The organism is Streptomyces palmae (assembly GCF_004684805.1).
Lineage (GTDB): Bacteria > Actinomycetota > Actinomycetes > Streptomycetales > Streptomycetaceae > Streptomyces > Streptomyces palmae.
The window spans coordinates 1-14,741 of sequence record NZ_SRID01000162.1 but is presented as its reverse complement, the minus strand read 5'-3'; the positions used below and the strand labels follow the sequence as shown (position 1 = coordinate 14,741).

11 protein-coding genes are annotated in these 14,741 nt (G+C 72.0%); 7 read left to right on the top strand and 4 right to left on the bottom strand.

Translation table 11 applies throughout. From position 1 onward, the window contains the following. Nucleotides 1–1,777: SpoIIE family protein phosphatase (locus E4099_RS17890; RefSeq protein ID WP_135340083.1), on the top strand; the 1,777-nt coding region annotated here is incomplete at its 5' end. Nucleotides 1,778–1,897: 120 nt separating this feature from the next. Here E4099_RS17890 and E4099_RS17885 read toward each other — a convergent pair. Beyond that, nucleotides 1,898–3,313, bottom strand: a complete 1,416-nt coding sequence (locus tag E4099_RS17885) for a M1 family metallopeptidase (protein WP_135340082.1) — start codon at nucleotides 3,311–3,313, stop codon at nucleotides 1,898–1,900. 263 nt (nucleotides 3,314–3,576) lie between these two features. Here E4099_RS17885 and E4099_RS17880 point away from each other — a divergent pair, with 263 nt between their 5' ends. The 6 genes from E4099_RS17880 (at nucleotide 3,577) to E4099_RS17855 (ending at nucleotide 10,738) form a co-directional block, all read left to right on the top strand. Then, a complete protein-coding gene (locus E4099_RS17880) occupies nucleotides 3,577–4,332 on the top strand; it encodes a GntR family transcriptional regulator (RefSeq protein ID WP_135340081.1) in 756 nt (251 codons plus the stop codon). A gap of 495 nt (nucleotides 4,333–4,827) precedes the next feature. Beyond that, the gene (locus E4099_RS17875) at nucleotides 4,828–6,486 is read left to right on the top strand and encodes an APC family permease (protein ID WP_245244945.1); all 1,659 of its coding nucleotides are present in this window, start codon (nucleotides 4,828–4,830) and stop codon (nucleotides 6,484–6,486) included. A gap of 161 nt (nucleotides 6,487–6,647) precedes the next feature. Continuing rightward, nucleotides 6,648–6,824, top strand: a complete 177-nt coding sequence (locus E4099_RS17870) for an SPOR domain-containing protein (protein WP_135340079.1) — start codon at nucleotides 6,648–6,650, stop codon at nucleotides 6,822–6,824. A 62-nt stretch (nucleotides 6,825–6,886) separates the two neighbouring features. Then, the gene (locus E4099_RS17865) at nucleotides 6,887–7,342 is read left to right on the top strand and encodes a (deoxy)nucleoside triphosphate pyrophosphohydrolase (RefSeq protein ID WP_135340078.1); all 456 of its coding nucleotides are present in this window, start codon (nucleotides 6,887–6,889) and stop codon (nucleotides 7,340–7,342) included. A gap of 88 nt (nucleotides 7,343–7,430) precedes the next feature. Further along, nucleotides 7,431–7,868 carry an ATP-binding protein gene (locus E4099_RS17860; RefSeq protein ID WP_135340077.1) on the top strand — a complete coding sequence of 146 codons (438 nt, stop codon included), beginning with the start codon at nucleotides 7,431–7,433 and terminating at the stop codon, nucleotides 7,866–7,868. 176 nt (nucleotides 7,869–8,044) lie between these two features. Beyond that, entirely contained in the window at nucleotides 8,045–10,738 is a 2,694-nt protein-coding gene (locus tag E4099_RS17855; RefSeq protein WP_386389582.1) for a SpoIIE family protein phosphatase, read from the top strand. A gap of 335 nt (nucleotides 10,739–11,073) precedes the next feature. Here E4099_RS17855 and E4099_RS17850 read toward each other — a convergent pair whose 3' ends face one another. From E4099_RS17850 to E4099_RS17840, 3 genes are read right to left on the bottom strand one after another with little or no spacing between them, the layout of a single operon-like run. Beyond that, nucleotides 11,074–11,871 (bottom strand): succinate dehydrogenase/fumarate reductase iron-sulfur subunit, encoded by a 798-nt coding sequence (locus E4099_RS17850; RefSeq protein ID WP_135340076.1) that lies wholly within the window; start codon nucleotides 11,869–11,871, stop codon nucleotides 11,074–11,076. Next, nucleotides 11,868–13,826 (bottom strand): fumarate reductase/succinate dehydrogenase flavoprotein subunit, encoded by a 1,959-nt coding sequence (locus E4099_RS17845; protein ID WP_135340075.1) that lies wholly within the window; start codon nucleotides 13,824–13,826, stop codon nucleotides 11,868–11,870. The genes E4099_RS17850 and E4099_RS17845 overlap by 4 nt, the downstream gene beginning before the upstream one ends. Nucleotides 13,827–13,852: 26 nt before the next feature. Beyond that, entirely contained in the window at nucleotides 13,853–14,680 is an 828-nt protein-coding gene (locus E4099_RS17840; protein ID WP_135340074.1) for a hypothetical protein, read from the bottom strand. Nucleotides 14,681–14,741 lie beyond the last annotated feature (61 nt).

Here is a 14,741-nt window from a genome sequence, read left to right as displayed (position 1 = left end):
GGGTACGGGGGATCGGCGGGTGCCAGGGGACGTGGAGGACGACCAGGTGCGGTACCGGCCGGTGGAGCTGTGGGCGCGGACCGTACGGCTCCCCCCGGCAGCGGCAGCGGCACCGGCATCCGCACCCGAGCAGGACGGGCGGCGGCTGGTGGGGGTGGTGGTGGACGCCGTCGCCGGGCCCACCGCCGCCGAGGCGGCCGAACGGCTGCCGGACGGGGTGTTCGCGCTGGACCCGGACGGCCGGGTCACCTACGCCAACCACCGCTGCGAGCAACTGCTGCGCTGCGCCCGCGAGGACCTGCTGGGCCGCTACCCCTGGCACGTGATGACCTGGCTGTCGGATCCGATGTACGAGGACCGGTACCGCGCGGCGATGCTCTCCCAGCAGACCACCTCGTTCCTGGCGCGCCATCCGGTCGGGGAGTGGCTGGGCTTCGTCCTCTACCCGGACGTGTGGGGGCTGACGGGCCGGGTCTTCCCCAGTCGGCCGCCCGCCGAGTCCGACCGGACCGCCGCGGCCGTGGTGGAACCGGAACCCGTGGACCCGGTCACGGTGCCCGGCGCGGTGACCCGCCCGGGAGCGCTGTACCAGGTGGTGCACCTGGCGAGTGTGCTCACCGAGGCGGTGACCGTCCAGGAGGTGTGCCGGGCGGTGGCCGATCGGCTGCTGCCCCTGTTCGGCGGCCATGAGATCGCGCTCTACCTGGTCCACGAACGGCGGATGCACCTCGTCTGGGAGTCCGGTTACCCGGAGGGCTTCCTGGACGCCTTCGAGGGGATCTCGCTGGACGCCCGGCTGCCCGGTGTGGAGACGCTGACCCTCGGGGTGCCGATCTTCTTCGAGTCGCCCGAGCAGCTCGCCGCCGCCTACCCGGGCATCGCCCTGGACCGGATGTGCTCCTGGGCGTTTCTGCCGCTCATCGCGTCCGGGCAGCCGGTGGGCTCGTGCATCCTCGGCTACGACACCCGGCACACCTTCACCACCGAGGACCGGGCCGCGCTGACCGCGCTGGGCGGGCTGGTGGCGCAGGCGCTGGAGCGGGCACGGCTGTACGACGCGGAGTTCGCCCTCGCCCGCGGCCTCCAGGACGCGCTGCTGCCGCGCCGGCTGCCGCCGATCGGAGGGCTGGCCACCGCGGCGCGCTATCTGCCCGGCACCCAGGGGATGGAGATCGGCGGCGACTGGTACGACGTGATCGAGACGTCCCGCGGGGTCGCCCTGGTGATCGGTGACGTGGAGGGGCACAGCGTGGCCGCCGCCGCGGTGATGGGCCAGTTGCGCAGCGCGGTGAACGCCCTGGCGCCCACCGCCGCCGGGCCCGCCGAGGTGGTGAGCCGGATCAACCGGCTGCTGGCCTACCTGGACGCCGGCGTCTTCGCCACCTGCTGCTACCTGGAGCTCGACTCGGCGACCGGCCGGGGCCTGGCGGTACGGGCCGGCCATGTGCCGCCGGTGCTCCGGCACCCCGACGGCCGGACCGAGGTGCTGGAGCTGGCCGGCGGGCTGATGCTGGGCGTGGACACCCGGGAGGACTACCCGGTGACCCCGGTGGAGCTGGAGCCCGGCGCGATGCTGGCCCTCTACACCGACGGCCTCGTGGAGCATCCGGGCCAGGACATCGAGAGCGGGGTGCTGGACCTGGCCGGGCTGCTGGCCCGCCTCCCGCCGGACCCGCTGGAGGAGATGGCGGACACCGTCATCCGCGAGGCCCGCTCCGCGGTGGACCGACCGGACGATGTGGCCCTGCTGCTCACCACCTACCGGGGCACGGGGTGAGGGTGCCATGGTCCCGGGCCCCGGCCTGCTGCGACCGGGGGGATCCCCGGCGGCCGGCTCGGGTCCGTACCGTGTGGGGGCCGCCTCGGGCCCGTGCCGGTGACGGGCCGGCCCAGGACGCTAGTCGGCCTTCGGCTTCCCCTTCTGGTAGAGCCAGACGTCGAAGAGTTTGCCCAGGTCGCGGTGGGACTTCTGCTCGCTGAGCGCGATGAAGTCCCGGGTTTCGGCGGTGCCGTGCCGGTGGGCGGCGGTCCAGGAGCGCAGGATGTCGAAGAAGGTGTCGTCGCCGACCGCCTCGCGCAGCTTGTGCAGCACCATCGCGCCGCGTCCGTAGACGGGCGGGTCCATCACCTTGGCGCCGCTCGGCGGGTTGCCGGGCGGGAAGGCCCAGATGCCCTCGCTCTCCGGGTCCTTGCCGCGGTACATCTCCTGGAAGATCCGGTCGGTGTCGCGACCCCCGCTCTTCTCCTCCCACAGCCACTCGGCATAGGTGGCGAAGCCCTCGTTGAGCCAGATGTCCTTCCAGGTGCGCGGGGTGACGGAGTTCCCGAACCACTGGTGGGCGAACTCGTGGACCAGGTAGGGCGTGCCGGGGGCGGCGTGGAAGTAGGGGCGGGACTGGGTCTCCAGGGCGTAGTCCACGCTCGGGTTGTGGTCGATGATGACGCCGGTGGTGGAGAAGGGGTAGGGGCCGAAGAGCCGGGTCTCCCAGCCGAGGATCCTGCCGACCTTGTCGCTGACGCCGTCGCTCTTGTCGACTTCGTCGTAGTCCACCGCGTCGTACTCGGGCAGTCCGTCCTCGGTGGTGGTGTCGGTGACCTGGAAGTCCCCGATGGCGACGGTGACCAGGTAGCTGGCCATGGGCTCGGACGTATGCCAGCTGAAGGTGCGGTGGTCGCCGGTCACCTCACGGCTGGTCAGCTCGCCGTTGGAGACGGCCGACTTCCCGTCGTCCGGCAGGGTGATGGAGATGTCGTAGGCGGCCTTGTCGGAGGGGTGGTTGTTGGCCGGGAACCAGGTCATCGAGCCGCTGGGTTCGCCCAGGCCCACCGCGCCGTCGTCGGTCCGGATCCATCCCTCCACCGAACCGTCCGCATCGTGGATGGTCTTCGGCTTGCCGTCGTAGCGGATGTCGGTCCGGAAGATACGGCCCTTGGTCAGCGGCGACCTGGGGGTGACGGTGAGCTCGGTGCCGCGGCGGGAGACCTTGGCGGCCAGCCCGTCCACGCTGACCTCGCGGACGCGCAGCCCGTCCAGGTCGAGGTTGAAGGAGCGCAGGTCGGCGGTGGCCCGGGCGGTGATGTCGGCGGTGGCCTTGAGCCGGCCGGTGTCCGGCAGGTAGTCGAGGGTGAGGCCGTAGTGGGTGACGTCGTAACCGCCGTTGCCCAAGGAGGGGAAGAGGGGATCGCCGGCCCCGGCCGCCCCGGGCTTGCCGGGCCCGCCCTCCTCGGCGGATCCGCTGCCGCCGGAGCAGGCGGCGCAGGCGACCAGCAACAGGGCGCCGCACAGGGCCCGCAGGGGTGAACGACGGGGCACGGGCGGACGCTCCTCGGTCTTGGACCCGGCCCCGGATCCGGCGTGGAAGCTGGCCGGGAGTTAATGCGGCATGGTGAACATCTGAACGCAATTGAACTGTGGTGCGCGGCGGTTGTCGAACGCCTTATGGCTGTTTCGGCCCATGTCGGACGTAAACCTCTCTCAGGAGCGGTTCACTACTTCCAGCGAAGCTTTGGCCCCTGGTTGCGGCGCCAACCCACCGTTGCCAAGCTGTTGCTGATTGTCGAACTCCGGGAGTGGACGTGACCTTCGGCGAGCAGCCCGCATACCTCCGCGTCGCGGACGATCTCCGTAAGAAGATCACCGCGGGCGAGCTGCCGCCGCACACCCGGCTCCCCTCGCAGGCCCGTATCCGCGAGGTGTACGGGGTCTCCGACACCGTCGCCCTGGAGGCCCGCAAGGTGCTGATGGCCGAGGGCCTGGTGGAGGGCCGCTCCGGGTCCGGCACCTATGTGCGCGAGCAGCCCGAGCCCGGCCGCCTGGTGCGCAGTGGCTTCCGCGGCCCGGCCGGCTCCACCACCCCGTTCCGCCAGGAGCAGGCGGACGAGCGGATGCCCGGCACCTGGGAGTCGAACAGCGGGCGTGACGCGGCCGACCGGGAGATCGCCGAGCGGCTGGCCATCGCACCGGGTGACGAGGTGATGCGCACCCGCTACGTCTTCCGCTCCGGTGGCGAGGCGACCTGGCTCTCCACCTCCTGGGAGCCGCTGGCGGTCACCGCGCGCACCCCCGTGCTGCTGCCCGAGGAGGGCCCGCTGGCCGGCCGCGGGGTGGTGGAGCGGATGGCCGCCATCGGGCTGGTGGTGGACAACGTCGCCGAGGAGGTCGGGGCCCGGCCCGGTCTGGCCGAGGAGACGCTGGCCCTGGGCGGGGTGCCCGGACATGTGGTGCTGGTGATCTCGCGCACCTTCTTCGCGGGGGGCCGTCCGGTGGAGACCGCCGATGTGGTCACCCTGGCCGACCGCTACCGCGCGTCCTACCGGCTGCCGGTGCGCTGAGCCCGCCGCGTACGTCCGACCCTTCTGCGCGGTGAGTGGGCGCGGCCGGCCCGTGCGTATGCCGCGTGAACACCTCCGGCCTTCGGCCCCTGCCGGCCGAAGGCCCACGTCCGACCCCCTGGGCGCCGGGTGCGTACGTCAGACACCTGGGTGTCGGGTGCGCACGTCCGCTGCCTGTGCGCCGCGGATGGGCGCGCCCGACCCTCCGGTGCGGTGAGTGGGCGCGGGCCGGCCTCCCTGCCCGCCGGGTGCGTACGCCCGGCCTCCGATCCCGTGTGTGGGTGCGTACGCCCGACCTCCGTGGCGTCGGGCGCGAAACCCCCAGGTGAGCGGCCGCTTGTTCGTGTCCGGATATCGGTGCGAAGCGGTCGCTCATAAGTGTTGAAAACCTCACAGGGCGCCAGGTCACACCCGGATATCGGACAACGATCAGCCGAATCACTCGTACGATGGCGCGGTTTGTGTCATTCGTGGGGGTGAATGGAGTGGAGGGACGTGAGCAGTAGCGAAGAGGGTTCCCACTCGAACTACCGGCGGTCGCTCGGCACGGTGGCGTTGACGGCCGTCGGCCTGGGTTCGATCATCGGTTCCGGCTGGCTCTTCGGCGCCAAGAACGCCGCCGCCCTGGCGGGCCCGGCCGCGATCCTGTCCTGGGTGATCGGCGCCGTGGTGGCGCTGACCATCGCCCTGACCTACACCGAGCTGGGTTCGATGTTTCCCAAGGCCGGCGGCATGGTCCGTTACGGCCAGTACTCGCACGGCTCGCTCGCGGGCTACCTGGCCGCCTGGGCCAACTGGATCGCCATCATCTCGGTGATCCCGGGTGAGGCCACCGCCTCGATCCAGTACATGAGCTCCTGGGACTTCGCCTGGTGCCAGCGGCTGTTCGACGGCAAGGAGCTGACCGGCACCGGTGTGGCCCTGGCCTCGGTGCTGCTGCTCTTCTACTTCTTCCTGAACTGGTTCGCGATCACGCTGTTCGCCAAGACCAACACCGCGATCACGGTGTTCAAGGTCGTGGTGCCGGTGCTGACCGCGGGCGCGTTGATGCTGGCCCACTTCGACACCGGCAACTTCGAGGCCGGCGGTGGCTTCACCCCGCACGGCTGGAGCGCGGTGTTCAGCGCCGTGGCGGTGTCCGGCATCGTCTGGGCGTTCAACGGCTTCCAGTCCCCGCTGAACATGGCGGGCGAGGCGCGCAACCCGGGCAGGTCGCTGCCCAAGGCCGTGGTCAGCTCGATCCTCATCGCGCTGGTGATCTACGTCTTGCTCCAGGTCGCCTTCCTGATGGCGGTGCCCGGCGACGCCCTGGCGCACGGCGGCTGGGGCTCGCTGCGGTTCGACTCCCCGCTGGCCGACCTGGCCACCGCCTGGGGTCTGAACTGGCTGGCCATGGTGCTGTACGCGGACGCCTTCGTCTCCCCGTCCGGCACCGGCATGATCTACGCCGCCACCACCTCGCGCATGATCCACGGCGTCCAGGAGAACGGGCACCTGCCCGGCATCTTCGGCAAGGTCGACCCCAGGACCGGTGTGCCGCGCCCCGCGCTGGTGCTGAACCTGTTCGTCGCCTTCGCCTTCCTCGCCGTCTTCCGCGGCTGGGGCTCCATCGCGGAGATCGTCGGTGTGGCCACCGTGATCTCGTACATCACCGGCCCGGTGGCCGTGATGTCCATGCGCCGGCTGGCCCCGGGCATGGCCCGCCCGGTGCGGCTGAAGGCCATGCCGGTCATCGCGCCGGTCGCGATGGTCTTCGGCTCGCTGGTCATGTACTGGGCCCGCTGGCCGCTCACCGGCAAGGTCATCCTGATCATGGCCATCGGTCTGCCGATCTGGGCCTGGTACGAGCTCCGCAAGCCTTGGGCGGTGCTCAAGCCGCACCTGCTGGCGGGTGTGTGGATGGTGGCCTACCTGCTGGTCATGGCCGGGGTCTCGTGGGCCGGGGCCACGGACTACGGCGGCCGGGGCTACCTGGCCGAGCCCTGGGACATGGTCCTGGTGGCCGCCATCGGCCTGCTGTTCTACGCCTGGGGCGTGCGCAGCGCCTGGCGCAACCCCTCGCTGACGGCGGTGGAGCGCGAGATGGCCGAGGCCGCCCAGGCACGGGGCGAGGCGCCCGGAGACAGTCCGGAGAAGGCCCCCGCGGCGGTCTGAGTCCGCTTCGGGTGGCCGGATGGCGTACCTCTTTGTGAAAACCCGGATCCGCTGGGTGAAAGCAGGGCGTACGCTCGGGCATATGCGGTTCGAGGTTTCCGAACGGAGACCCGGGGGGCGTACGCCGGAGCGCACGCGAACACAGCGGAGGGGACAGTGCGATGAGTGACAGCGGGGCCGTCCTGCCATGGCTGGTCATCCGCCAGGATGACAACGGCAACCGCTACCGCGTCGGGCGCTATGCCACCAGGAACGAGGCCCAGGAGGTCGCGGACCGGCTGGACACGAGCGGTCACCAGCAGCTGTACCTGGTCGAGCGGACCGCCGGCCCGCAGTAGGGGCTCCCGCCCGGCCACCGCCGGGCGGGGCGGCGGGCTGCCACTGCCGTAGGGTGCCCGGCATGACGGTGCTGGTGGTGGGCGGGGCGTTGATCGACGGGGGGCGGCTGCTGGCCGCCCGACGCAGCGCGCCGCCCGAGCTGGCCGGGCGCTGGGAGCTGCCCGGCGGGAAGGCCGAGCCGGGGGAGACGCCCCGGCAGGCCCTGGTGCGCGAGCTGCGCGAGGAGCTGGGCGTCGAGGCGGAGCCGCTGGAGGCGCTGCCCGGCGAGTGGCCGCTGAAACCCGGCTATGTGCTCCGGGTGTGGACCGCCGCGCTCCGCTCGGGGGAGCCCCGGCCCCTGGAGGACCATGACGAGCTGCGCTGGCTGACCCCCGACACCGTGTACGAGGTGGACTGGCTGGAACCGGATCTGCCGGCGGTGGCGGAGGTGGTGCGTCGGCTGCGGGAGGGGCGTACGGGCGGTGCGGCTACGCCGAACGCGGCAGCCGAACCCCGCCAGGACGATAGTCGGACCTGATTACCGGGTAAGAGCAGATTGAGCCCAAAGTTGGGCACATCTGGCGAATAGCCGCATCCGGCATATCGGTCCTGGGAAGTGGTTCGGCGTGAGCGACGGTGGCAAGGCGGTCACGTACACCCCCGGTGTCGCGGAGTGGACCTTCCCCGCCGAGCCGGGCACCGTGCGGGCCGCGCGCGAACTGGTGCGCGCCACCCTGGCCGACTGGGGCCTGCGCTCCATCAGCGACACCACGGTGCTGCTCGTCAGTGAACTGGTCACCAACTCGCTCCGCTACGCCAGCGCCCCGATCGGGGTGCGCCTGCGGCACCGCCGCACCCCCGAGGCGGCACTCCTGGTGGTCGAGGTGTCCGACCCGCTGCCCGAACCGCCCCGGGCCCGCAAGGTCGCGCCCGAGGACGAGGGCGGCCGGGGCCTCCAACTGGTGGCCCAGGCGTCCCGGCGCTGGGGGACGCGTCGCGGCAAGACCGGCAAAACGGTGTGGTTCGAGCTGACGCTCCCCGGTGAGGAGAAAGCCAAAGGCTGAGGTATTGCCGGGAAGCGATTGCGGAACACGGCACCTGAGTGTGGGATGAGACCGTGCTGTGATCGTGAAGGGCGTGCTCCGGATAGCCGACGTACTGGATACTCGCTGTCTGAGGTCGGCCCGATACCTGAGCCGGAGGGGACGGGCGCGTGAGGGAGAAGCGATCGGGGGCGCGTATGCCCGGCGACACCACTGCTGCGCCGATGTGGCAGAGCAGCCCGCCCGGGTCGATCTACGACTACATCCGTGTGGCCTCGTTCGCGCTCGGCCCGGACGGGCGCATATCGCAGTGGAGCGAACGCGCCGCCGAACTGGTGGGATTGACGGCTCGTCAGGCGATCGGCCGGGATCCGGTGGAGGCATTCGTGCCGCCCGAGTGGCGGGAGCGCGGGTACCGCAAGGTCGCCGAGATCCTGGACGGTCGGGAGTGGACCGGGCTGGTCCCCTACCGCAACCCCGCGGACGACCGGGAGACCGGTCTGGCCGAGATCTATGTGATGCCCTCCCAGGATGAGGAGGGGGAGCGCTCGGCCCTCTGTATCGCCGTCGACGTGAGCGCACTGCGTCGACTGGAGACCGATCTTGCTGCTTCGCAGGCCGTTTTCGGTCAATCTCCGCTCGGTTTCTTCTTCTGCGGTACAGACCTGCGCATGCTCCGGGTCAACGAGCGGTTCGCGACCGTCTTCGGACGCCCCGCCGACGCCTACCGCGGGATGGTCCCCGAGGACCTGCTGCCGCGCGCCGAGGCCGACCGGCTGAGCGCCGCGATCCGCCAGGTGCTGGCCACCGGGCAGCCGGTCAGCGACATGCCGCTGGTCGGCGACGTCCCCACCAACCCCGAACGCCGCCGCTGGGCGATATCCCTCTACCGGCTGCACAGCGGATCCGGCCGCCCGATCGGCGTCGCCGGGCTGGCCACCGATGTCACCGGCCGCCGCCGCGCCGAGCTGGAGGCCGCCGGCGTACGCCGCAACCTGGCACTGCTCAACGAGGCCGGCGCCCGCATCGGGACCTCCCTGGACCTGGAGACCACCGCCCGCGAACTCCTCGACGTGGCCGTGCCGCAGTTCTGCGACCTGGCCTCGGTCGACCTCCTCCAGGACCTGCTCACCGGCGACGAGTCCCAGGCCAGGGTCTGGGGGGCGCATCGCACCAGCCCCGGCGGAGGCTGCGCCGAACTACGCCGGGTGGCCTTCGCCTCCGCCATCTCGGACGGCCCGGTGGCGTCCTTCGAGTGCTGCCCCCCGGAGCGTTCGGACCGGGCGGGCGGAACCCGGACCAAGCCCGTACAGGTCGGCGAGGTGCACCGGTACGCCTTCGACTCGGCGTGCGCCGGCGCGCTGCGCACCGCCCAGGTCCGGCTGGTCAGCGGCGGGGAGGGCGGTGAGCTGCTGGGCGCCGTGCTCCAGTCCACCCTGATCGTGCCGATGGTCGCCCGGGACACCGTGGTCGGCCTGGTGCGGTTCTCCCGGGCCAAGGGCAGTGAGCCCTTCGGCGAGCGGGACACCGCGCTGGCGGTGGAACTGGCGGCCCGCGCCGCGGTCTGCATCGACAACTCCCGGCTCTACCGCCGCGAGCACGAGCGGGCGCTGATCCTGCAGCGCAGCCTGCTGCCCCCGGGCGACCCGGAGGCCGCCGGGCTCGACATCGCCTGCCGCTACCAGCCCGGCCACGAGGCCACCGAGGTCGGCGGCGACTGGTTCGACGTGATCGAACTGCCCGGCCACCGCACCGCCCTGGTGGTCGGCGACGTGATGGGCCGGGGGCTGCGGGCCGCGGTCGCCATGGGCGAACTGCGCACCGCCGTACGCACCCTGGCACTGCTCGACCTGGAGCCCGCCGAGGTGCTCTCCGCGCTGGACGAGATAGCCCGCGGCCTGGGCACCTCCGGCGGCGCCGGCGGCCGGGGCGGCCGGACGGTCAGCCGCGCGCAGCGGGTGCAGCGGGGCCAGCGCGCCCAGGCCGGCGCCGAGGGCTCCGCGGACCTGTCCGAGGTGTACCTGGCCACCTGCGTCTACGCGGTCTACGACTCGGTGACCGGACGCTGCACCTTCGCCAACGCCGGGCACCTGCCCCCGATGCTGGTCGAGCCGGGCAAGCCGGCGGCGCTGATGGACGTGCCGCCCGGGATGCCGCTGGGGGTGGGCGGCGAGCCCTTCGAGGAGCTGGAGGTGGAGCTGCCCGAGGGCGCCCTGCTCGCGCTCTACACCGACGGCCTGGTGGAGTCCCGCGACCACGGGCTGGACGAGGGGCTGGCGGCGTTCCGCGAGGCGCTGTCCGACTCGGCCCCGTCGGCCGTCTCCCCGGGCCGCCCGGAGGGCTCCCTGGAAGACGTCTGCGACCACGTGCTCAACACCATGGACACCCATCACGGCGAGGACGACATCGCCCTGCTGATGGCCCGGGTGCAGGGCCTGCCCGCCGAGTCGGTGGGCGACTGGTGGCTGCCCAGCGAGCCCCGCTCGGTCGGCCGGGCCCGCGAGCTGGCCCGCCGGCAGCTGGAGGAGTGGGGCCTGGACGCCCTGGTGGACACCACCGAACTGCTCGTCAGCGAGCTGGTCACCAACGCGCTGCGGTACGGCGAGCAGGGCGTGCCGGCGGCCAAGCGGGGTGGCGAGATCCGGCTGCGGTTGCTGCGCGAGCGCACCCTGGTCTGCGAGGTGTGGGACGGCGGGCTGGTGCAGCCCCGCCGCCGCCGGGCCCGGGACACCGACGAGGGCGGTCGCGGGCTCCAGCTGGTCGGCCTGCTCAGCGCCTCCTGGGGCAGCCGCCGCACCCCGCGCGGCAAGACGGTCTGGTTCGAGCTGGCGCTGCCGGACGGGGAGGCCTCCGGCCCGGACTCGGTGGAGGCGCTGCTCAGCATGTTCTGACGGCCAAGGGGGCTCCCGCGGGGAAGGCGGTTATGGGTCGGCTGCGGGTCGGGCGTGGCTGGTCGCGCAGTTCCTCCCCCAGACTCCGTCCGGGGGGACCCCCAGCGCCCCTTTGGGGCGCCGCCGTGCGGGACGTGTAGGGGTGCTCCGCGGGGGAGGTGGTCGGTTTGGGTGCGGGTCGGGTGTGGCTGGTCGCGCAGTTCCTCGCGCCCCTTTGGGGCGCGTCACCCTCACAGACTCGTCCGGGTGGGGTGTCCCCGGCGGAGCCAGGGGGAGTGTCGTCGGGGCCCCCAGAGCCCCCTTCGGGGCGCCACCGTACGGGACGTGCCGCAGCGTCAGGGGCGGCGGCGGATGCGGGTGCCGAGCCAGACCAGGGGGTCGTACTTGCGGTCCACCGCGCGCTCCTTGAGCGGGATCAGCGCGTTGTCGGTGATCCGGATGGACTCCGGGCAGACCTCGGTGCAGCACTTGGTGATGTTGCAGTAGCCCAGACCGTGCTCCTCCTGGGCGGTGCGCTTGCGGTCCAGGCCGGAGTCGGCGGCCGCGTCCAGCGGGTGCATGTCCAGCTCCGCGACCCGCATCAGGAAGCGCGGGCCGGCGAAGACCGCCTTGTTGTCCTCGAAGTCCCGCACCACGTGGCAGGTGTTCTGGCACAGGAAGCACTCGATGCACTTGCGGAACTCCTGGGAGCGCCCCACGTCCTCCTGGGACATCCGGTACTCGCCGGGCCCCAGGTCCTCCGGCGGCACGAAGGAGGGCACCTCGCGCGCCTTGGTGTAGTTGAACGACACATCGGTCACCAGGTCCCGGACCACCGGGAAGGTGCGCATCGGGGTGATGGTGAGGGTCTCGCCCCGGTCGAACACCGACATCCGGGTCATGCACATCAGCCGCGGCCGGCCGTTGATCTCCGCGCTGCACGAGCCGCACTTGCCGGCCTTGCAGTTCCAGCGCACCGCCAGGTCGGGCACCTGGGTGGCCTGGAGCCGGTGGATCACGTCCAGCACCACCTCGCCCTCGTGCACCTCCACCCGGAAGTCCGCCAGCCCGCCGCCGTCCGCGTCGCCCCGCCACACCCGGAAGTGCGCCTGGTACGCGCCGGCCGTCCCGTTCGCCGCCCGCTGCTCGCTCACTGGCTCAGCTCCTCGTCCGTCAGGTACTTCACCAGTTCGTCCTTCTCGAAGAGGTCCAGCAGATCGGGTCGGATGGGGGGTGTCTCGGCGCGCCGCAGCCGGATCTGGCCGCGCTGCGGATCGGCGGCCGACTCCTGGGCCGGGTCGACGAGCCGGCACTCCAGGTTGACCCGCCGCCACTCCCGCTCCATCCGCGGGAAGTCGTCGCGGGTGTGCCCGCCGCGGCTCTCCACCCGCTCCAGCGCCGCGCGCGCCACGCACTCGCTGACCAGCAGCATGTTGCGCAGGTCGAGGGCGAGGTGCCAGCCGGGGTTGAACTGCCGGTGGCCCTCCACCCCGATCCGCCGGGCGCGCACCCGCAGCCCGGCGAGCCGGCGCAGCGCCTCCTCCATCTCCTCGGCCCGGCGGATGATGCCGACCAGGTCGTTCATGGTCTGCTGGAGTTCCTGGTGGAGGGCGTACGGGTTCTCCACGGGACCGGCGTCGGCGCCCCGCGGCTCCGCGGCGCCGGCCGACTCGGCGGCGAAGGGGCGCAGCGCCTCGGCCGCGGCCCGTTCCAGCTGGGCCTCCTCGGGCACCGGGCGGGTGCCGTCGGCCGTGTGGCGGGCCGCGTACCGGGCGGCGTGCAGCCCGGCCCGGCGGCCGAAGACCAGCAGGTCGGAGAGGGAGTTGCCGCCCAGCCGGTTGGAGCCGTGCATCCCGCCGGCGACCTCGCCGGCCGCGAACAGCCCGGGCACCCCGAGCGCCGCCGCGGTGTCCGGATCGACGCCCACACCGCCCATCACGTAGTGGCAGGTGGGGCCGACCTCCATGGGCTCGGCGGTGATGTCCACGTCCGCCAGCTCCTTGAACTGGTGGTGCATGGAGGGCAGCCGCCGCTTGATCGCCTCGGCCGGCATCCGGGTGGAGACGTCCAGGTAGACGCCGCCGTGCGGGGAGCCGCGGCCGGCCTTCACCTCGGCGTTGATGGCCCGGGCCACCTCGTCGCGGGGCAGCAGCTCGGGCGGGCGGCGGTGCCGGTCGGGGTCCTCGTACCAGCCGTCGGCCTCCTCCTCGGACTCGGCGTACTTGTCCTTGAAGACCTCGGGGACGTAGTCGAACATGAACCGCTTGTTCTCGCTGTTGCGCAGCACCCCGCCGTCGCCGCGCACCGACTCGGTGACCAGGATGCCCTTCACCGAGGGCGGCCAGACCATGCCGGTGGGGTGGAACTGCACGAACTCCATGTTGATCAGCGGCGCCCCGGCGAGCAGTGCCAGCGCGTGGCCGTCCCCTGTGTACTCCCAGGAGTTGGAGGTCACCTTGAAGGACTTGCCGATGCCGCCGGTGGCCAGCACCACGGCCGGTGCCTCCAGCGCCAGGAAGCGCCCGGACTCGCGCTCGTAGCCGAAGACGCCCGCGACCCGGCCCTCGGCGTCCTTGAGGATCCGGGTGACGGTGCACTCCTGGAAGACCTTCAGCCCGGCCTCGTACTCACCGGACCTGGCGTGGTCCTCCTGCTGGAGCGAGACGACCTTCTGCTGGAGGGTGCGGATCAGCTCCAGGCCGGTACGGTCCCCGACGTGCGCCAGCCGCGGGTACTCGTGGCCGCCGAAGTTGCGCTGCGAGATCCGGCCGTCCGGGGTGCGGTCGAAGAGCGCGCCCCAGGTCTCCAGCTCCCAGACCCGGTCCGGTGCCTCCTGGGCGTGCAGCTCGGCCATCCGCCAGTTGTTGAGGAACTTCCCGCCGCGCATGGTGTCGCGGAAGTGGACCTGCCAGTTGTCGCCGGCGTTGACATTGCCCATGCTGGCCGCGATGCCGCCCTCGGCCATCACGGTGTGCGCCTTTCCGAACAGCGACTTGCAGATCACCGCGCAGCGCAGTCCCTGCTCCCGGGCCTCGATCGCGGCGCGCAGTCCGGCGCCCCCGGCGCCGACCACCACCACGTCCCAGCTCTGCCGCTCGACTCCCACCATGGCGAACGCTCCCTTTCTGGAGGGGACTAGAAGAAACGCGGGTCGTCGAACGCGCCGGAGGCCAGCAGATAGACGTACAGGTCGACGAGGGCGACGCTGATCAGCGAGGCCCAGGCGAACTTGGCGTGGTGGTGGTTGAGCCGGCTCACCCAGCCCCACATCCGGTAGCGCACCGGGTGCTTGGAGAAGTGCTTGAGCCGGCCGCCGATGATGTGCCGGCAGGAGTGGCAGGAGAGGGTGTACGCCCAGATCAGAACGGCGTTGGCGAGGAAGACCAGGGTGCCGAGGCCCATGTGGCCCCAGCCGTAGGACTCGTCGCGGAAGGCGAGCACCGTGTCGTAGGTGAGGACCGCGGCGACCAGCGCCGAGGCGTAGAAGAAGTACCGGTGGGCGTTCTGCAGGAGCAGCGGGAGGCGGGTCTCACCGGTGTACCGGGCGCGCGGCTCGGCGACCGCGCAGGCCGGTGGTGAGGACCAGAAGCCGCGGTAGTACGCCTTGCGGTAGTAGTAGCAGGTCAGCCGGAAACCGAGCGGGAAGACCAGGATCAGCAGCGCCGGGGACAGCCCCCACCAGCTGCCGAACAGGTCCCAGTTGGGCCCGGAGCGCATGGTGGCGCAGCGGTCCGCCAGGCAGGGCGAGTAGAACGGCGACACATAGGGCGCGTGGTAGTAGTCCGCGTCCGAGAAGGCGCGCCAGGTGGAATAGCCGATGAACGCCAGCAGCCCGGCGACGGTGCACGCGGGCGCCAGCCACCATCGGTCGGTGCGCAGATGGCGGTCGGGGATCGCGGCACGCGTCGGGGCGTTCACGCCGCGTGTCCGCGGCTGGGCATGGGGTTCGGTACCTGTGGCCAAGGAGGACTCCGCGGTGGAGTGGACGGATACGGCTGGGAGTGGGGGCTGTCTCTTATACACA

What these genes read in the sequence shown, in the direction of transcription:
- E4099_RS17855 (WP_386389582.1), top strand. Translation starts at nt 8,045, where the DNA reads ATGCCCGGCGACACCACTGCTGCGCCGATGTGGCAGAGCAGCCCGCCC.
- E4099_RS17865 (WP_135340078.1), top strand. Translation starts at nt 6,887, where the DNA reads ATGACGGTGCTGGTGGTGGGCGGGGCGTTGATCGACGGGGGGCGGCTG.
- E4099_RS17845 (WP_135340075.1), bottom strand. Translation starts at nt 13,826, where the DNA reads ATGGTGGGAGTCGAGCGGCAGAGCTGGGACGTGGTGGTGGTCGGCGCC.
- E4099_RS17870 (WP_135340079.1), top strand. Translation starts at nt 6,648, where the DNA reads ATGAGTGACAGCGGGGCCGTCCTGCCATGGCTGGTCATCCGCCAGGAT.